Genomic DNA, 19,729 nt, shown 5'->3' on the forward strand with positions numbered 1-19,729 from the left:
GATCAGATGTTCTTATCCTGAATTCAGGTGACAATAACAATTGGAATATTCCAACCAAATTTTATTGAATGTAAAAAGCATGACAGCGATAAACGGAAAAAAATCGGAATTTGAATATTTCTGATCTGTCAGACTGAATTGTATATAATCCAGCTTTGGAAATAGGAGAGGGAAAATGTTTATATTTGTATGAAAAGATCTGCAGAATATCTGAAAAAGATGATGGTTTCAGAGATTAAGCCTTTCATTAATATAACAATAGATGAGTGTAAAAGTTCCCAGATTTATCCTGAAAATTCAAGAGTTTTTTGATGACATCCATATTCCTGTTTTGGGAATATCGCTTTGGCAGATGTTTCAGATTTATATCTCCGGAATTTTCAAAGGGAATATTGGGCGTAAGGCAGCTGCTATTTCCTGGAGCTTTACCATAAGTTTATTTCCTTTTATTCTGTTTCTATTGTCGGTTTTACCGTATATGCCGCATTATGCCAAACTGCAGTTTTATATTTTTGATGTGCTGATGCATAATGTATTTCCATCCAATATGGAAGGAGATATACGCGGATATATCGAGGCTAATATTGTTCCCAATATGAAAGGAATCAGTAATCTGACGATTGTACTGGCGTTGCTTTTTGCAACCAACGGGACTTTTTCACTCATCAACGGATTTAATGAAAACTCCGATGAAAAGCTGAGCGATGTAAAAGAATTTATTCTGTCCTTTTTCATTACGATCGGCTTTATTACCATTGTATTTTTAGCACTTTTCGGCGTGTATTATGCGGAAGTGGTGATGAAACCTTTTACTCCGGCTTATGATATTTCGTGGCTGGTGAATAACCTTTCCAAAATTATCGGATTTGTTTCCTTCCCTCTTTTTTATTTTATTCTTCTTACCCTGTTTTACTGGCTGGGAACGGTTAAGATCACGAGATTCAGACAGGCGATTCCCGGGGCCATTCTTACTACCGTATTGTTTGTGGTTACCACCTATATTTTTGCGATTTATGTAAAAGATATTGCCCGTTACAATGTTCTTTACGGGTCCATTGGAAGTATGATCCTGCTGATGGTATGGGTGAACGTGAATGTATATCTTCTTCTGTTCGGAAATGAGCTGAATATGGCTATCAGAAAGCTCAGAATAGAAAAGCTTCTTTCCGATGAGATCCAGAAAGAAGCTGTTCAGTATCGTACTCCTGTATCAGAGCCTGATTTTGAGAGTAATGAAGATCATAAAAGAAAACTGGAGGACAGGAAGAAAAATTAATCTTCTTCCGGCACTGTATTTCCTTTAGAGCTTATGCTTAAAATGGTAAATCCTAAAATGGCAGCTACAAAAGAAGCGATAAGGATCGCAAATTTAGCCTCATCCTGGATGTGAATTTCATTTTTAAAGGATAATAAAGCGATAAAGATAGACATCGTAAATCCTATTCCCGCCAGAAGTCCTACACCAATCATTTGAAGCCAGTTGCTGTTCTGCGGTAAGGAACTCAGCTTTAATTTAATAGCAATCAGGGAGAATAGATTGATTCCTATCAGTTTCCCGAGAATCAGGCCGCAGATAATCCCTAATCCTAAAGTACTGCTGATCCCGGCAACCATATCTCCTGAAAAAGTAATATTGGTATTTGTAAGGGCGAAGATCGGCATGATCAGAAAGCTTACCGGAATGTGAAGCTGATGTTCCAGTTTTTCTAAAGGTGAAATTTCCACATTGGAAGCATTCGTGGGAATGGAAAATGCCAGCAAAACCCCTGCTATTGTCGCATGTATCCCGGAATGATGAAGGAAGTACCATAAAAACAGTCCCGGTATAATATAAAATATCGTTTTGGTAACTTTTAAAAAGTTCAGAAGAAACAGAAGCGCTGTTACTCCCAAAGACAGCAGGAGATAGCTCCAGTGAATCTGTTCCGTATAGAAAACAGCGATCACAAGAATAGCTCCAAGGTCATCTACAATAGCCAATGCCGCTAAAAATATCTTGATCGAATTGGGAATTTTTTTTCCGAGCATAGAAATAATAGCCAGTGAGAAGGCAATATCCGTAGCCATAGGAATTCCCCAGCCATTGCTGTATTCGGTTCCGGAGTTGAAAATGCTGTAAATAACAGCCGGAACCAGCATTCCGCCTACTGCTGCAAAAATAGGCAGTGAAGCGTTTTTGAAAGATGAAAGCTCACCCTCTACAAGCTCTCTTTTGATCTCAAGACCAACCAGAAGAAAAAATACAGCCATCAATCCGTCGTTGATCCAGATGCTGACAGGATATTCAAGCCCAAAGAGGTGAGTACCTACTACTTTATCTAAAAAATGTTGAAAAGTTTCTGCTGCTGCTGAATTGGCGATAAGCAATGAAATAAGCACACAGAAGATAAGGATGATTCCTGATGCCTGACTGTTGTTGAAAAATTTTTTAAAATAAAGAGATAAATTCATATTTAAGATTGTAATCGTCTCACTCTTGAAACGCCGTTAATACTTTTAAGTTTTTTAAAGGTCTCTTCAAGCTGACCTTTATTTTTTACTTCCAAGTTGATGTTTCCGGTGAAAACGCCGTTGTTGGATTCAATGGACATGCTTTTCATATCCATTCCCATGCTTCCACTGATGACCGTGGTGATATCGTTGATCATTCCCATTCTGTCGAGCCCTTCAATTTCAATTTTTACCCTGTTTTTGAAGCTTTCGGCATTGACCCATTTGGCCGGGATGACACGATAGTCATATTGTGCTCTGAGGTTAATAGCATTCGGGCAGTTGTCACTGTGTACCTTGATACCGTCCGAGATGGTAATAAACCCGAAGATCTTATCTCCAGGAATTACAGTACAGCATTTTGCATAGCTGTAGTTGAGTTTTTCCTCGTCTTTTCCGAAGACGATCATGTCCAGATTCTGCTCTTTCGGTTCTTCGAATTGCTGATTCTTGGATGGTGATTTTCTGAATCTGGAAAGTAAATTGTTGAAAACGTTTTTACTTTCTATATATTTTCTCAGGCTGCTCGCATCCAGCTCGTTGCTCTGGAATTTAAGGAACAGCTCCTGGGATGATTTCAGATTAAAGAATTTCTGAAGCTTATTGACCTCTTCATCATTGAAGTTGATTTTCGCATGACGAAGTTTTCTCTGCAGGATTTCTTTACCTTCATCTACCAATTGGTTTTTCTGGGAGTTCAGGTAACTCTTGATCTTGGACTTGGCTTTTGAAGTTACTACAAATTCCAGCCAGTCAGACTTCGGCTTTTGATTTTGCGAAGAGAGGATATCTACCTGATCTCCATTTTGAAGAATATAGGAAATAGGAACCAGTTTTCCGTTGATCTTAGCGCCTAAACATTTCATTCCCAGGTCGGAGTGAACGGAAAAAGCAAAATCCAGAGCCGTTGCATTCGTTGGAAGAATTTTAATTTCCCCCTTCGGTGTAAAGACAAAGACCTCTTTCGAATAGAGATTAAGCTTGATATTGTCTAAAAGCTCAGAAGTAGAAAGGTTCTGCTGCTGCTCAAGAACTTCACGGATCTCAGTGACCCATTTTTCAAAATTCCTGTCATCACTGCTTTGTTTATAACCTTCTTTGTATTTGTAATGGGCAGCCACCCCTTTTTCAGCGATCTCATCCATTCGCTCTGAACGGATCTGAACTTCGATCCATTTTTTATCAGGCCCAAGAACCGTTAAATGCAGACTTTCATAGCCTGTGGAACGGGGCTGGGTGATCCAGTCACGCATTCTTGAAGGGTTGCTGTGATAGACATCCGTAACGATGGAATAGATCTTCCAGGCCAGGAACTTCTCATTCTTGGCGTCGGATTTATAGATAATCCTGATTGCATAGTTGTCAAAGACCTCTTCAAAAGAAACGCCCTGTTTCAGCATCTTTCTGTATATGGAAGAAATAGCTTTCGCACGGCCTTTGATCGTAAAATTCAGACCTTCTTCCTTCAGTTTCTCCGAAACTTCGGTTTTAAATTCCTCAATATACCGCTCACGGCTTTCTTTGGCAAGTTCCAGTTTTTCCGTGATTTCACTGTATACTTCAGGATTATTGTATTTTAGAGAAAGATCTTCCAGCTCGGATTTGATGTTGTACAATCCCAGACGGTGTGCCATGGGAGCATAGATATACACGGTTTCCGAAGCAATTTTTTTCTGCTTGTCCGGAGCCATGCTTTCCAGGGTCCTCATATTGTGAAGGCGGTCTGCAATCTTGATCAGAATCACTCTGAAATCTTCGGAAAGAGTCAGCAAAAGCTTTCTGTAGTTTTCAGACTGTACAGAAATATTCTGGTGGTTCATGATGGAGATCTTGGTAAGCCCGTTGACGATATTGGCAATCTTTTCCCCGAAGATTTTTTTCAGGTCTTCATAGGTATAGTCAGAATCCTCAATGACGTCATGAAGCAGTGCACAGGCAATAGAAGTTGCTCCCAGCCCAATCTCTGTTGCCACAATTTTGGCCACGGCGATAGGGTGGTAGATGTAAGGTTCCCCAGACTTTCTCCTTTGATCTTTATGTGCATCCAATGCAATATCGAATGCTTTCCGGATGAGTTTGTTGTTTTCCTCATCCAGCGTTCTGTATGTGTTAGAAATCAGATCCTTATATCTGGCAAGGATCTCTTTATTCTCTTGTTCTAAATCGTAACTCATTTGTGCAGATGCCTATAATACAACGAAAATACGAAAATTTTTAGTTTTTTCAAATATAAAAGATCCGTAGAAGCGTCTACGGATCTGTGGTTATTAGTTTTATGCCGGTTAGAATTTTACTTCCGAATTCATTCCGTCACTTGATGTTTTGATTTTGATATCAGGACTGTTGTGAATTTCGGCCCTGTTTCTTGCGTCTATGTATTTTTTTATAGTGTCATAATTCGTTTCGCTCACACTCATATTTTCAAATAAATAAGACTTCAGAGCCGTATTCTGAATGAAAATATTCCGGGCAAGGTCAATCTGGCTATCATCTTTTACGGTAACACTTGCCAGATATTGGGAATGGTTAGAATCACTATTAAGGTATACAATGTAATCTTCATTTTCAAATCCTGAATTTTCCAGATCACTTTCCAGTTTTTTGTAGTCGCTGTGATGATCAAATAGTCCAGCTAGTATATTTGACATAATTAATAGGTTTAAAGTTATGATTAAAGTTAATGATTATTTTCTGATTTCCATTGCGGTTAAATCAATAAAGTATGTTAATTAACATTTCATTTATATAATAAAATGATTTATTTTAACAAATTTTATTGAACGCGTGTTTAATTTTGATTATTTTATAAAATTAAAAATAGATTTTTAAATTCTTAAGTGGTTTATTTATAGCGGTTTGTGTTTTGTTTTTTAAGCTTTATCGATATATTCACTCAGGTAAAAAAATCCCCTTAAAAAATGCTTTTAAGGGGATGATTGAAAATTTAATTAAATCCTTTCGTTCTTGATTTCTTCTACAATTTCCGGATTCAGAAGCGTTGAGATATCTCCGAAATTACTAAAGTCTCCTTCCGCAATCTTCCTCAGAATCCTACGCATAATTTTTCCTGAACGTGTTTTAGGAAGCCCGGAAACAAACTGAATTTTATCCAGCTTGGCAATAGGGCCTATCTGGTCTGAAATCAGCTGGTTGATCTCTTTCTTCAGGTTTTCTTTATCACGGCTTTCACCTGTTTCTTTCAGCGTTACATAGCCATACAGTGCATTTCCTTTGATGTCATGCGGATATCCTACAATGGCAGATTCTGCTACAGCAGGGTGCTGGTTGATACTGTCTTCAATCGGTGCTGTTCCCAGATTGTGTCCGGAAACAATAATCACATCGTCTACACGGCCCGTGATTCTATAATACCCCACTTCATCTCTCAAAGCGCCGTCACCTGTGAAATATTTTCCAGGAAAAGCAGTGAAATAAGTCTCTTTATACCTTTGATGGTCGCCCCAGATCGTTCTTGCAATTCCCGGCCATGGAAAACGGATACAAAGATTTCCTGTCACCTGGTTTCCGGTGATTTCGTTACGTTTGTCATCCATTAAAACAGGCTGGATTCCCGGTAGTGGAAGGGTTGCGTAGGTAGGTTTTGTAGGGGTAACGAATGGGAGAGGAGAGATCATGATTCCTCCTGTTTCAGTCTGCCACCAGGTATCTACAATCGGGCATTTCTTTTTTCCTACATGATCATTGAACCAATGCCATGCTTCGTCGTTGATGGGTTCACCCACAGATCCGATTACTTTTAAGGTGCTCAGGTCATGCTTGTCTACCCATTCCGTACTTTCTTTTGCCAATGAGCGGATTGCTGTAGGAGCGGTGTAGAACTGGGTGATCTTATGTTTTTCAATAACTTCCCAGAAACGGTCCGGCTCAGGATAAGTGGGAACGCCTTCAAAAATTACCGTGGTAGCCCCGTTCAGTAAAGGTCCGTAAAGGATATAGGAGTGCCCCGTAATCCATCCGATATCGGCAGTACACCAGTAAATATCATTTTCTTTATAATTGAATACGTTTTTGAAAGTGTATGCTGTGTACACCATATAACCGGCGCAGGTATGAAGCATTCCCTTAGGTTTCCCCGTAGAGCCGGAAGTATACAGAATGAACAGCGGATCTTCAGAATCCATGATAACAGTAACGAAATCAGGAGAGGCTTTTTCATACAGATCAGCCATCCAGTAATCTCTGCCTTCCTTCATTCTGATCTCGTTGTGGGTTCTTTTCACTACCAGTACTTTTTCGATGGTAGGGCTTTTTTCCAAAGCTTCATCAACGATGCTTTTCAGATCAAGAACTTTATTACCTCTATAGCTTCCGTCCGAAGTAATAATCATTTTCGCTTCACAGTCATTGACTCTTGAAGCTACTGCAGAAGCTGAAAATCCTGCAAAAATTACGGAATGAACGGCTCCCAGTTTAGCACATGCCAGCATGGTAATGGCCAGTTCGGGGATCATCGGAAGGTAAATACACACCCTGTCGCCTTTTTCAATGCCCATATCACGCAAAACGTTGGCGGTTTTATTCACACGGGTATACAGCTCGTTGTAGGAAATATGTTGTGCTTCTTCCTTGGGATCATTCGGTTCCCAGATAATGGCAGTCTTGTCTCCTCTTACGGATAGGTGTCTGTCTATACAGTTTTTGGTAATATTAAGTTTGGCATTTTTAAACCAAGTGATCTTAGCTTCATTCATATCGTACTTAACGACCTTGCTCCATCTCTGGTACCACACGAAATTCTGGTCAGCTACTTTGTCCCAGAATTTTTTAGGATTTTTGATCGACTTTTTATATTCTTCAAAATAATGTGGCAGATCTTCTATTAAGTAATTTCTCATATCCCTTTCGTTTTTGAAATTTGAATTATTATATTTTAAATTTATGTTTAATTTCTGGCTTAAGCCCTATAATCCCTGATTTTTTCCTGAATTTCTTCAATGATTTTCTCATCATCAATCGTAGACGGAACCTGAAAATCCTTTCCGTCCAGTAATGTTCTTATCAGTTTTCTCAGTGTCTTTCCGGACCGTGTTTTGGGTAAGCGTTTGACAACCATTGCATTCTTTAAAAAAGCAACGGCTCCTATTTTTTCACGAACCATCCGGATAATGTCTTTTTCAACCTGTTCTTCGGAGATTGCAGCTCCGTTCTTCAATACCACAGAAGCAAAAGGAATCTGCCCTTTCAGGTCATCATCAATTCCTACTACGGCACATTCTGCAACATCAGGATGTGATGATACAATTTCTTCCATTTCAGACGTGGAAAGCCGGTGTCCTGCAACATTGATTACATCGTCCACTCTTCCTGTAATGAAGATATAGCCGTCTTCATCCTGTATGGCGCCATCTCCGGAAAAATAATATCCGTTGTATTGAGACAGGTAGCTGTTATGAAAACGTTCATAATCGTTCCAGATTCCCAGCATAGCTCCAGGAGGAAGCGGAAGTTTTATAATTAAATAGCCTTCCTGATGAGCATCCAGTTCATATCCGTTTTCGTCAAAAATTTTAATATCATAACCCGGAACCGGTTTTCCGGCTGAAGCTCTTTTGATTTTGTAATTTTCATCAAAGGTCATTAAACCCAACATGGGCCAGCCGGATTCCGTCTGCCACCAGTGGTCAATAGCCGGAACCCCGATATGTTCTGCAAACCAGTCCAGAGTAGCAACATCACAACGTTCGCCGGCGAGGAATTGTTTTTTAAAGTGAGACAGGTCGTATTTCTTTACCAGCTCTCCGTCAGGATCTTCTTTTTTAATGGCTCTGATGGCTGTAGGAGCGGTAAACATGACGGATACCTTATATTCTGAAATGATTCTCCAGAAAGTTCCCGCATCCGGGGTCATGATAGGTTTCCCTTCAAAAATAATGGTTGTATTTCTATTGATCAATGGCCCGTAAACGGAAAAACTATGTCCTACCGCCCAGCCAAAATCTGAGGCCGCCCAATAGGTTTCACCGGGTTCAACGCCATAGATGTATTTCATGGAAAATTTCAGTGCTGTGGCATAGCCGCCGGTATCCCGTACAATACCCTTTGGTTTCCCGGTAGTTCCTGAAGTGTAAAGCAAATATAAAGGATGGGTAGATTCTACGGAAACACAGTCTGCAGGTTCGGATTTTTGAACAAGCTCTTCGTAATCAATCAGTCCGTCAAACATTTCATGTTGATTGTCAACCAGCTTTCTGTTGTAAACAATGATATTGTCTACTTTATCCTGAGCCAGTTCAATTGCTTTTTCTACCAGTGGGAGATAGGGGATTCTTTTGGCAATTTCAATTCCTGCTGTTGCTGTGATCAGGACTTTGGGTTTACAGTCATCAATTCTCACCACCAGTTCGTGAGGAGCAAAACCTCCGAAAACCACATTGTGAATCACCCCGATCCTTGCACAGGCAAGCATGGCAAAAAGGGTCTGCGGGATCATGGGCATGTAGATAACTGCAGTATCTCCCTTTTTTAATCCTAAAGAAGCGAGTCCACCGGCTAATTTTGAGATTTCTTCCTGGGCCTGTCTGAAAGTATAGGTTTTCTTCTGGCCGGTAACGGGTGAATCATAGACGATGGCTGTCTGATCTCCAAACCCGTCTTCAATATGCTGATCAATGCAGAGGTGACACATGTTGAGCCTGCCGTCAGAGTACCACTGCGGGTAATTATTCTGATCTTTGGAAAGGATCTGCTGTGGAAACTCGAACCATTGTATTGCTTCGGCCTGCTGCTTCCAGAAATCTTCTTTATGATCTATGCTTTGTTTAAATAAGGTATCTGTATCCATAGTAATTTCATTGTATTAGTGTCTGTAAGTCATTGCGGGCCGAAGGCGAAGCAATTTCTTAATCATCTTAATTCCTTTATGAATCTTAATGGTTTAATTTTATCTGTTAAAACATCTCCTCAATCTGCTGCATAAGTTTTTTGATAGAATAAGGTTTCGTTACGTAAGCATCAGCTCCCATTTCCAATCCTTTTTCAATGTCTCTCGGGTTGTTTTTTGCACTCAGAAAGATGACTTTGGTGTCTTTCAGTTTTTCATCCTGCCTGATCAGGTCCAGGGTACTGTATCCGTCAAGGTTAGGCATCATAATGTCCAGTAAAATGACATCCGGAACCATGTTTTTCAGAAAGTCCAGTACTTCCGTTCCGTCCCGTGCGATATAAACATCATAGCCGTTTTTCTTAAAACTGTACTCCAGCGACATTAATATTTTGTGTTCATCATCTGCAATGATTATCTTTCTCATAAGTGGGTTTTAATGGTGTTCAACTTCATTTATAATCTTTTTTATAGTTTTTTCGGGAAGGGTGATGGTAAAAGTTACACCCAGTCCGCTGTTTTCTGCTTTTATACTTCCTCCGTGGGCCTGAATGATTTTTTTGGAAATGGCCAGCCCGAGCCCACTTCCCGTAGGTTTTAAAATATTCTGATTTTTAGACTGATAAAATTTATCAAAGATCAGTTCAAGATCTTCTTCGGGAATGTGTTTTCCTGTATTGAAAATGGAGATCATCAGCTGGTTTTCCCTTTCAAAAAGTTTCGTTTGTATCGTTCCCTGTTCTTCGGTAAACTTTAAAGCATTTCCCCAGATATTCTGGAGCAGCTGAATCATTCTGGCCTCGTCATACTCAAAGATAACCTGATTCAGGAGATTGACTTCACTTAAGTGTATATTTTTCTGCTGTATCAGATGGAGGAGCGGGTTTAAAGCCTTTTTATAGGTTTCAATAATATTGTTTTCCTGAATATGCAGAGAAATTTCCCCGTGCTGAAGTTTATCCAGGTAAAGAATATCATTGATGATTTCACTGAGCCGGTCAGATTCTGTGATGATATTATTTAAAAACTCCTGTTTGATATCAAACGGAATATCATCATCATCAGCCAGAATTTCCCCTGCAGAGCGGATAGCGGTAATCGGAGTTCTTAATTCATGGGCTACGGAATCCAGGAAGTCATCTTTCTGGCGGTCTTTGATGATCAGGCTTTCGTTGGCTGTTCTCAGGTCGTCAGACAGTTTCTGCAGTTCTTCAGACTGTTCCGTCAGTTTTTTGTTCAGGCTGATATTTTCTTTAGATTCTTCAAGAATATTCAATACCTCTTTTAAAGATATTTTATCTTCTTTGGTTACACCTTCAATCAATATTTTCGCAGAAGCCGTTCCTATCCTTCCTGCAAGAAGATTTTCGGAGAATTTGATGAATCTGGAATCGGCAGTTTCTGTCTTCGAATCAATATTATATTTCAGATTGAAGATTCTCAGCGCCTGCTCTGTTTTGCTTTTGCCTAAAAAACGTTCAAGAATATTCCGGATATCTGAAATATAAGCGGTTCCGCGCCAGATAAAAGCATTTTCATGATTCTGAATATACTTGTCGATATCTACATACAGCTCTGCAAAGTTTCTTTCACGGTAATTTCCTTTAGTGCTTACTGAAATGACGGTAAATAAACCGGTATTCACCAGAAGCGACCAGAAAAAAATCTGTGGAATTCTTCCCAAATACGGAATCGTGAAAAAACCAAATGCATCATACATTTCCCTCAAAACTCCTTTGAATTCCTGATTATAGGAAAAATAATACTGCGGAATGATCAGTCCGAAATAGCAGATAATCAGTCCTGCAGCTAATCCGGCAACAGCTCCTCTGTAGCTTCCTCTTCTCCAGAACAGAGCTCCGAAAAATGAAGGTGCAAGTTGGCCGATCACTACAAATGAAATTAAACCAACAGAATCCAGTGATGTTTTTAAAATAAAATATTTGTAGAATGCAAAAGCCATGATAATCAGGGCAAAAATGCTGAATTTTCTGATGTTGGTAATACTCCTGGTATTCTGTTCTTCATTTTCAGATTTGAATTTTCCCAGCAGCCCGTAAGGAATGATAAGGTTATTGGAAAGCATGATGGATAAAGTAATAGCAGAAATAATGATCATTGAAATACATGAGCTCAACCCGCCGAGAAACACCAGGACTGTAATCAGGGTATTGTCAAAATGTTGCGGAATTAAGATCGAATAGAATTCAGGATTTACCTTCTGCCCGTCAAAAATTAACCTTCCTCCCCATGCAATAGGAAAAATAAATACGGTAAATATCAGAAGATAGAGCGGGAAAAACCAGATGGCTGTTCTGATGTGCTTTTCCTGTCTGTTTTCAATGATGGCAGTGTGGAACTGTCTGGGCAATATACAGATGGCTGTAGCTGAGATCATGCACAATACCATCCAGTTCATGGCGCCTTCTACACCATTGAATGTGTTTTTTGCTTTAAAATCTCCAAACCTACTCGCTTTCTGGTAGATATCCGAAAACCCGTCGAATACATAATAGATCACAAAAAGGCCAAGAATAATAATAAAGAAAAGCTTTAAAAAACTTTCCAGGGCAATGGCGGAAATAATTCCCAGACGCTTTTCCGAAGCATCCACATATCTGGTTCCGTAATAGGATGAAAACAAAGCAATAAGAACCACTACAAATGTGGCATTGTCAGTCAGGATATCATTTGACATCGGAGTTTCCGTTACCAGGTGGAAGGTTTCGGAAATGGCTTTGATCTGCAGCCCGATGTAAGGAACAATAGCCAAAAGGCAAACAATGGTGATGATGGCACTGAAGCTTCTGCTGTTTCCGTACCGTAAAGCAATAAAGTCAGCAAGGCTGCTGATTTTGTTGACTCTCGAAATTCTTACAATTCTGGTGTTGATATAGATCCAGGCCGGAATGATCATAACAGGTCCGATGTAGATCGGAAGATAGTTCAGTCCGCTGGTGGCTGCCACCCCGATACTTCCGTAATAGGTCCAGGCCGTGCAGTACACTGCAAGAGATAATGCATAGATGTAGGGATTGTTGATCCATAGCTTACTTCTCTTCTTCTCTGCCAGATGGGCAACTAAGAACAGAAGGGCCAGATAAAACAAGACTACGAAAAATAATGCAAAACTATTCATCATATCTCTTTACAATTACTAATGAGATGACGATGGAAACCATCCAGACAGCGAACAGATAGATCAGGATCATAGGATAGCCGAAAACTTCCTTCTCACTGTTGAAAAGAAGAGAGATGGGAATGCTGAAAGCAATCATTAATCCGATGCTCAGGATAACCAGTTTTTGTTCGTGTCTTTTTTTCATAAATACTCATTGATAAAAGATAATTGATGAATGCGGGATTCATCAATTATCTGTTGGGGTCTTTTTATATTTTGTCGTCGGAATACTCTCCGGTTAATGCATAATAGCCAAAGACTGCCATTCCTCCCGATATGATCGGCATCAATACAAACAGGATGATAATGCCGAAAACCAGATCTTCCTGTTTTCCTGAGGTGATTTTGGGAATTCCCATTACAGTAGTTCCGAAGTAGCCTACCACTATTGCTATTACGATCCAGAGTACACCTAATATTTTTTTTAGTCCGTTCATTTTAGTAGTTTTAAAATTAATAAAAATTTGAGTGATTCAGTACTTAATCGTGAAGATTATTGTTCTTATTTTTAAGATAAAATAATCCGATGATCAGACAGACGGTAGCTACTCCTATCGGATACCAAAGTCCTTCCAGATACCATGTCGCATGGCCTGCCTCTTTTCCTGTCGTTACCAGATAGGTGGCTACTGCCGGAAGAAGACCTCCAAACACTCCGTTTCCGATGTGATAAGGCAGAGACATTGAGGTATATCGGATTCTTACCGGGAACATTTCTACAAGGAATGCTGCAATAGGGCCGTAAACCATCGTTACAAATATTACCTGAATAAACACCAGGAAGACAAGATACCATTTTGTATCATCATTTAATTTTACAGTTTGGGAGACTTTTGCCTCTTCAGCCTTTCCGTCTTTCATGACCGTGCCGCCTGGAGACCAATGGGTGATGCTGTCTTTTTTGACCAGAGTTCCGTCTGTGAAAAGAGTTTCTTTATGAAAAGTGACAAGGCTGTCTGTTGCAATCTCGTGATGAATTTTGGCTGTTCTTTTCTCCGAAATTCCGTTGGCTGCCACTGTTTTATTTTCCAGGTTCACACTTTTAAACATACTGTCGTAAATAGGTCGGTAAGCAAGGATCGCTACCAGCATTCCGGTCATCATGACTGCTTTTCTTCCGATTTTATCAGAAAGCCAGCCGAAAAACACAAAGAAAGGAGTACCTAAAAGTAAAGCTGTTGCCATCAGCATATCTACCTGGGAAGATTCCACATTCATTACCTTTTGTAGAAAGCTCATCGCATAGAATTGTCCCGTGTACCAGATGACCCCTTGTCCCATAGCTGCTCCAAACAAAGCAAGAAGAACAAATTTGAAGTTGTATTTATTTCCGAAGCTTTCTTTTAATGGATTTTTAGAGGTTTTTCCTTCACTTTTCGCCTTTGCAAAAAGCGGAGATTCCTTCATGTTTTTTCTGATGATATAAGAAACCCCTACCATTAAAATAGAAATCCAGAAAGGAACCCTCCATCCCCAGTTATCAAAATCTTCTGCAGAAAGAGTGGTCTTTGTAATTAAAATAACGATAAGGGAAATGAACAGTCCTGCAGTCGCAGTAGTCTGGATCCAGGATGTCCAGTAACCCCTGCGGTGAGGTTGTGCATATTCTGCAACGTAGGTAGCAGCCCCTCCGTATTCACCTCCCAGTGCCAATCCCTGTAATAATCTTAAAATTAAAACCAGAACGGGAGCCATAAACCCGATAGCTTCATAACTTGGGATACATCCGATCAGGAATGTAGAAAATCCCATGATCAGTAAAGTCACAAGGAACGTGTATTTTCTTCCGATAATGTCTCCCAGTCTTCCGAAAAATAGAGCTCCGAAAGGTCTTACAACAAATCCGGCTGCAAATGTTGCCAATGTAGATAAAAATGCAGCGGTGGGATTATCTGCCGGGAAAAATTTAGTAGCTAAAACGACGGCTAAACTTCCGAAAATATAGAAGTCATACCATTCTATCAGGGTGCCGAGGGATGAGGCAGTGATCACGCTCCAGATCGTGCGGTTCTTTTGCCTGTCGGTCATATTTTCGTAGCTTTCGTGATGATTTTCGCTCATATAGATTAGTTTTTGATGTTAGTGAAAATGATATTAATTCATCTTGAATCGTATGGGGATTTCTTTTTTTAACCCAGTTTTACAGTTATGCCTGATGATGCTTAACTTCTCTTAAAAACCTTTACTTTTCTTAAGGGTTCAATTATTTTATAAATAGATTTGAAACTGTACAATGAATTCTCCTTTTGAAGAAGGGCTTTCTGTAGGGCTGGTATAAACCGGTCTTGTTGAGTATTGTGTTGTAATTTTAGCATGATGGCCATCTATAAACCAGTTAGCTCCTATGTCAAACTGATTGGAAGACTTGTCGAATGCTTCAAAATTTTTGTGGGTGTAAGCGGCGAAAGGCTGAATTCTGATTTTAGGTTTTTCTGCCTGGCTTGGCAGCAGCAATCCGGCTTGTGCGTAGATAATATTACCTGTTCCTATAGTGGGCTGCAGATTTCCCGGTCCTGCAATCGCTTTGTTGCCGATAAAATTCGGATCGTTGGCTCCTATATTCATCGTTCCCAGGTTTCTTACATAATTCGGCCCGAAATTGTAGTTATAATATCCTGCATAAGCAGAAACTGCCATTTTATTCTTCGCCTCGCCCAATGGAATATCGGCAAAAGCATCTACAGCAACGAGGGTAATGTCGTGCTTTTCAATATTTGAATTTACAGAGGTCCTCGTTCCATCCGCCTGGTGATAAAAACCCGCCCCTACATTGAATACTTTTTTTGTTCCCAAATAAGAGCCTACCTTGAAAGGAAGGGTATTGGACTCCTCATCAAGAAACTGATATTCAAGATATCCTGCCTTTGAGAAACTTGGATTTCCGTTGTTGTCTACGGCAACGGCTCTTGAAGGATCTGTTACATTTACAGGAGTAAGGTCCGTAGCAAAAGGTTTATTTAAGCTGAAGCGGTATTCCAGTTTTCCATATTTTCCCTTGGCAAACATTCCCAGTTGTCTCGCAAACTGATCGGAATTATCAATTAAAGGCCATGAAAACACAGGAGAGTCAATGGTGAGGAAATTAAGGGTGGAAGCCATGGTCATCCGGGAAAGTCCCATATAATAATGAAGCCCTGCCCCCAAAGATAAACTGAATTTTCCGGCTTCTCCAGGTAAAATCACTGCGTATTCGTTCCAGGCATCATGAAAAAACAGTTGGGTTTTCTTTCCGTTTCCATAGCCGCCCGTTCCTGAAGTGCCTGTAGCTCCTCCGTTGATGAAGGTCTGATTGTTGATTCCAAAGTGAAGGAGGATCATGTATCTTTTGGAAATTTGTGCATAGGTCAAAGCCCGTAACCTTCTGTTTCCTATGCTCCAGGAGTTGTCTGTGGGCTCTCCGCCTACCATGGTCCCCGGGTTCATAGAAGTGTTCCTTAGCCAAAGCTGGTCCCATAAAATAAATCTGATAAATTTATCTCCTTCCGGATTAAGATTTAATTTCAGTCCGCTGCCGTAATCAGGAGAACCTTGAGCATATAGGGAAGTGCTGATTAAGGCTGCTCCAATGAATGTAAGTAATTTCTTCATAAATTATCAATTTTTGGCGTTGTTTTTTGTGAAAGCCAAATTGTAATTAATAATTTGTTTATGAAAATTTAATATATATTAATGGTAAGAGTATAGGTATCCGGAATAAAAAGTTTTATAAAGCGTGATACATATTGCAGATTCGTGCCGAATTTGTACAGTTTTCAGGATTGATTGTGCAGTTTTTTTGATATTTAACACTATCTGTTATGGATTTCAAAACACGGAACATAGAATATTCCCCGAATCCCGAACCTACTTCTTAAACCTTTCCCATTTAATCAGCATATACTTATCTGCAAACTGGGTGATAATAATACCTGCGTTTTTAATATTTTCTTCCTGGGCAATATACTCAATCAGCTCGCTTTGTTTCAGGATTTTGTAAACAGGATGGAATTCTGAATGAGGAGGTCTTGTGATGTTGTATTTCTTGATCCAGGAGCTGATCGTGACGTGGGAGACCCCGATGATCCGCTCTATTTCACGGTAACTTAAGCCTTCAAGATAAAGCTGAAGGGCCTTTGTTACATAATAATCATCAATCTGTTTTCCCAGTTTTTTAACGGTAAAATAATAGTTACAGCTTTTGCAGAGAAAGCGTTGTTTCTCATTGACAATTCCGCTTTTTACCACTTTATTGCTGTTGCATTTCGGACAGGTATTTTCCATAACTATATCTTTTTAGCAAATATATAATAATTTAGCAAAAATATATTTTCTTTCAAAGATAATTTTACCTGCTTAAAATTTTAAAACAAAAAAAATATCTTTTTTATTTGGTTTTGAAAGAAATTATATTTTAAATTTGCCAAAAAATTTAGATAAATAAATGGAAATAGAAATTTCCTCATGCGAACATCTGATGTATGTGAGTGAAATACAACAGGAAATGTATGATTCTGCACAGCGTAGAGGAACGGGAATCGCAAAACGTTCTATAGAATATTTGAGTAAGAAGATTTCAGAGGGCAATGCTGTGGTAGCCACTGAAAATGGCGAGTGGGTAGGTTTCTGCTATATAGAGACCTGGTCACATGGGAAATTTGTGGCCAACTCGGGACTGATTGTGTCTCCGAAATTCAGGAACGGAGGAGTAGCAACTCAGATCAAGCAGAAGGTTTTCCAGTTATCTAGAGAAAAATATCCTGAAGCAAAAGTATTCGGATTAACAACAGGGCTTGCAGTAATGAAGATCAATAGTGATTTGGGTTACAAACCGGTAATTTATTCTGAACTGACTCAGGATGAAGAATTCTGGAACGGTTGTAAGAACTGTGTGAATTATGAAATTTTAATGAAAAAGGAACGTAAAAACTGCCTGTGTACAGCAATGCTTTTCGTTCCGGAAAATAATAAAGTAAACAGTGTTGTGAATGAGCAGCCAGAAATTGAATATAACAATGAACAAGAAAGTCATCTTAGCGTTTAGTGGAGGTTTGGATACTTCCTACTGTGCAAAATATCTTAGTGAAACACTGGGGTATGATGTATATGCGGTTACTGTAAATACCGGAGGTTTTTCCAAAGAAGAAGAAAAAGAACTGGAAAGGAAAGCTTTAAACCTTGGCGTTAAAGAATACAGGTGCATAGATGCTCAGGAAGATTATTACAATTCATGTGTGAAGTATTTGATTTTCGGGAATGTTTTGAAAAACAATACCTATCCGCTTTCTGTAAGTGCTGAACGTACCATCCAGGCACAGGAAATTGCAAAATATGCAATCGAAGTGAATGCTGATGCAATCGCACACGGAAGTACGGGAGCCGGTAATGACCAGGTTCGTTTTGATCTGATCTTTCAGGTAATGTGCCCGGATGTGGAAATTATCACGCCGATCCGTGATATGGCCCTGTCCCGTGAAGAAGAAATTGATTTCCTGAAGAGCTACGGATATGAAATGGAGTTTCATAAAGCACAGTATTCTGTGAATAAAGGACTTTGGGGTACTTCTGTAGGTGGAAAAGAAACCTTGACCTCAAGAAATTATCTGCCTGAAGAAGCTTTTCCTTCACAAATACAGGAAACCCAGCCTTCAGAGCTTGAAATAGAATTTAAGAACGGTGAAATCATAGCGGTTAATGGAGAATCTTTCGAACATCCGGTTTATGCGATTCAGAAAATAGAAGCATTGGCTTCTGCATACGGAATTGGCCGTGATATCCATGTAGGAGATACTATTGTAGGAATTAAGGGAAGAGTAGGATTTGAGGCGGCGGCAGCATCAGTGATTATTAAAGCCCATCATTTGCTGGAAAAACATACCCTTTCAAAATACCAGCAAATGATGAAATCACAATTGTCAGACTGGTATGGGAACTGGCTGCATGAAGCCCTTTTCCTGGATCCTGTGATGAGAAATATAGAATCTTTCCTTACTGATTCTCAAAAAACAGTAAGCGGGAAAGTATTTGTAACCCTTCATCCTTACAGATTTATCCTGAATGGAATTGAATCTGACCATGATCTGATGTCCGATAAATTCGGAAGCTATGGAGAAGCAAACAGAGCATGGACGGGAGAAGACGTGAAAGGATACACGAAGATTGTAAGCAATTCTTTAAATATATATCACCAGATCAACCAGAATATCAATTAAAGTTCCGAAGGAACGGTTTAACCCAAAACAGGAAGCAGTCCTGTTAATATAAAAATGAAAAAAACAGTAGGAATAATCGGTGCCAACGGTTATACAGGAAGTGAATTGATACGCTTGCTGGCTTTTCATCCCCATGTGACATTGAGTTTTTTATATAGTCGTTCGAATTCGGGGACAAGAATTTCGGATCTGTACCCGGATTTAACGACGGTTTGTGATCAGTTATTGACTGACAAGACAGAAGAGGTTGATATCCTTTTTCTGTGCCTTCCACACAAGGAAAGTCAGAATTGGCTGACTCAAAACCCCGTTAATGAACAAACGCTTGTCATTGATCTCGGAAATGATTTCCGCCTGGAAGGCAATTTCGGAGACAGAGATTTTATCTACGGATTACCTGAAATCAATAAAAAACAACTGATGGGTTCAAAAAGTATTGCCAATCCGGGATGCTTTGCAACAGCAATTCAATTAGGTCTTCTGCCACTGGCTGAAAAAGGCCTGCTTGATGAAGTTTTTACAACAGGTATTACCGGATCTACAGGAGCAGGGCAGTCTTTACAGGCAACCACCCATTTTACCTGGAGAAATGATAATGTATCAGCTTATAAAACATTAACCCATCAGCATGTGGATGAAATTTTACACCAGCTGATTTCATATAATAATAAAGAAGTAAACCTGAATTTTGTTCCATGGAGAGGAGATTTTGCAAGAGGGATTTTTACAAGTTCTACACTGAAGACAGATCTGGAGCTGAAGGAAATAGAACAGTTATATCAGGATTTTTATGCAGCGGAGCCTTTCGTTACGGTAAGTGAGAAGGCAATTGATTTAAAGCAGGTTGTCAATACGAATCGCTGTGTGATTCAGATTGAAAAAAGTGGAAATGTAGCAGTTATTCACTCAGCGATTGACAATTTGTTGAAAGGAGCTTCAGGACAGGCGGTACAGAATATGAATATCGCCATGGGATGGGAAGAAAATACAGGTCTGAACCTGAAACCGATAGCATTTTAACGGAAGCTT

16 protein-coding genes are annotated in these 19,729 nt (G+C 39.6%); 4 read left to right on the forward strand and 12 right to left on the reverse strand.

Annotated features, from left to right (window positions below; genetic code table 11):
• Positions 1 to 262: 262 nt before the first annotated feature.
• Positions 263 to 1,276, forward strand: coding sequence for a YihY/virulence factor BrkB family protein (locus BBI00_RS02785; protein WP_083988402.1), 1,014 nt, complete (start codon positions 263 to 265; stop codon positions 1,274 to 1,276).
• Here the strand turns inward: BBI00_RS02785 and nhaA are convergent.
• From nhaA to BBI00_RS02845, 12 genes are all read right to left on the reverse strand, one after another.
• Positions 1,273 to 2,451 carry a Na+/H+ antiporter NhaA gene (gene nhaA, locus BBI00_RS02790; RefSeq protein ID WP_065397340.1) on the reverse strand — a complete coding sequence of 393 codons (1,179 nt, stop codon included), beginning with the start codon at positions 2,449 to 2,451 and terminating at the stop codon, positions 1,273 to 1,275. The two genes, BBI00_RS02785 and nhaA, sit on opposite strands and share 4 nt — an antisense overlap.
• A 2-nt stretch (positions 2,452 to 2,453) precedes the next feature.
• Positions 2,454 to 4,664, reverse strand: coding sequence for a RelA/SpoT family protein (locus BBI00_RS02795; RefSeq protein ID WP_065397341.1), 2,211 nt, complete (start codon positions 4,662 to 4,664; stop codon positions 2,454 to 2,456).
• A 108-nt stretch (positions 4,665 to 4,772) separates the two neighbouring features.
• The gene (locus BBI00_RS02800) at positions 4,773 to 5,138 is read right to left on the reverse strand and encodes a hypothetical protein (RefSeq protein WP_065397342.1); all 366 of its coding nucleotides are present in this window, start codon (positions 5,136 to 5,138) and stop codon (positions 4,773 to 4,775) included.
• Positions 5,139 to 5,438: 300 nt separating this feature from the next.
• The gene (acs, locus tag BBI00_RS02805; protein WP_228394771.1) at positions 5,439 to 7,391 is read right to left on the reverse strand and encodes an acetate--CoA ligase; all 1,953 of its coding nucleotides are present in this window, start codon (positions 7,389 to 7,391) and stop codon (positions 5,439 to 5,441) included.
• A gap of 14 nt (positions 7,392 to 7,405) precedes the next feature.
• Positions 7,406 to 9,292 carry an AMP-binding protein gene (locus BBI00_RS02810; protein WP_065397344.1) on the reverse strand — a complete coding sequence of 629 codons (1,887 nt, stop codon included), beginning with the start codon at positions 9,290 to 9,292 and terminating at the stop codon, positions 7,406 to 7,408.
• Positions 9,293 to 9,398: 106 nt separating this feature from the next.
• Complete coding sequence (locus BBI00_RS02815; protein ID WP_065397345.1) at positions 9,399 to 9,758, reverse strand: response regulator transcription factor; 360 nt, start codon at positions 9,756 to 9,758, stop codon at positions 9,399 to 9,401.
• A 9-nt stretch (positions 9,759 to 9,767) separates the two neighbouring features.
• Positions 9,768 to 12,470 (reverse strand): ATP-binding protein, encoded by a 2,703-nt coding sequence (locus tag BBI00_RS02820; RefSeq protein ID WP_065397346.1) that lies wholly within the window; start codon positions 12,468 to 12,470, stop codon positions 9,768 to 9,770.
• Positions 12,463 to 12,657, reverse strand: coding sequence for a hypothetical protein (locus BBI00_RS02825; RefSeq protein ID WP_065397347.1), 195 nt, complete (start codon positions 12,655 to 12,657; stop codon positions 12,463 to 12,465). Before BBI00_RS02825 ends, BBI00_RS02820 begins: the two co-directional genes overlap by 8 nt.
• 64 nt (positions 12,658 to 12,721) lie before the next feature.
• Positions 12,722 to 12,949 carry a DUF6814 family protein gene (locus BBI00_RS02830; protein ID WP_065397348.1) on the reverse strand — a complete coding sequence of 76 codons (228 nt, stop codon included), beginning with the start codon at positions 12,947 to 12,949 and terminating at the stop codon, positions 12,722 to 12,724.
• A 43-nt stretch (positions 12,950 to 12,992) separates the two neighbouring features.
• A complete protein-coding gene (locus tag BBI00_RS02835) occupies positions 12,993 to 14,573 on the reverse strand; it encodes an MFS transporter (RefSeq protein WP_065397349.1) in 1,581 nt (526 codons plus the stop codon).
• A 147-nt stretch (positions 14,574 to 14,720) separates the two neighbouring features.
• Positions 14,721 to 16,100, reverse strand: a complete 1,380-nt coding sequence (locus BBI00_RS02840; RefSeq protein ID WP_065397350.1) for a porin — start codon at positions 16,098 to 16,100, stop codon at positions 14,721 to 14,723.
• A 255-nt stretch (positions 16,101 to 16,355) separates the two neighbouring features.
• The gene (locus BBI00_RS02845) at positions 16,356 to 16,772 is read right to left on the reverse strand and encodes an IS1/IS1595 family N-terminal zinc-binding domain-containing protein (RefSeq protein WP_065397351.1); all 417 of its coding nucleotides are present in this window, start codon (positions 16,770 to 16,772) and stop codon (positions 16,356 to 16,358) included.
• A gap of 160 nt (positions 16,773 to 16,932) precedes the next feature.
• Here BBI00_RS02845 and BBI00_RS02850 point away from each other — a divergent pair, with 160 nt between their 5' ends.
• From BBI00_RS02850 to argC, 3 genes are read left to right on the forward strand one after another with little or no spacing between them, the layout of a single operon-like run.
• Positions 16,933 to 17,532 (forward strand): GNAT family N-acetyltransferase, encoded by a 600-nt coding sequence (locus BBI00_RS02850; RefSeq protein ID WP_228394701.1) that lies wholly within the window; start codon positions 16,933 to 16,935, stop codon positions 17,530 to 17,532.
• Positions 17,504 to 18,700 (forward strand): argininosuccinate synthase, encoded by a 1,197-nt coding sequence (locus BBI00_RS02855; RefSeq protein WP_065399592.1) that lies wholly within the window; start codon positions 17,504 to 17,506, stop codon positions 18,698 to 18,700. Before BBI00_RS02850 ends, BBI00_RS02855 begins: the two co-directional genes overlap by 29 nt.
• Before the next feature lie 54 nt (positions 18,701 to 18,754).
• Positions 18,755 to 19,720 (forward strand): N-acetyl-gamma-glutamyl-phosphate reductase, encoded by a 966-nt coding sequence (gene argC, locus BBI00_RS02860; RefSeq protein ID WP_083988404.1) that lies wholly within the window; start codon positions 18,755 to 18,757, stop codon positions 19,718 to 19,720.
• Positions 19,721 to 19,729: the final 9 nt, after the last annotated feature.

Origin of the sequence: Chryseobacterium arthrosphaerae (assembly GCF_001684965.1) — a bacterium.
Taxonomy (GTDB): domain Bacteria; phylum Bacteroidota; class Bacteroidia; order Flavobacteriales; family Weeksellaceae; genus Chryseobacterium; species Chryseobacterium arthrosphaerae.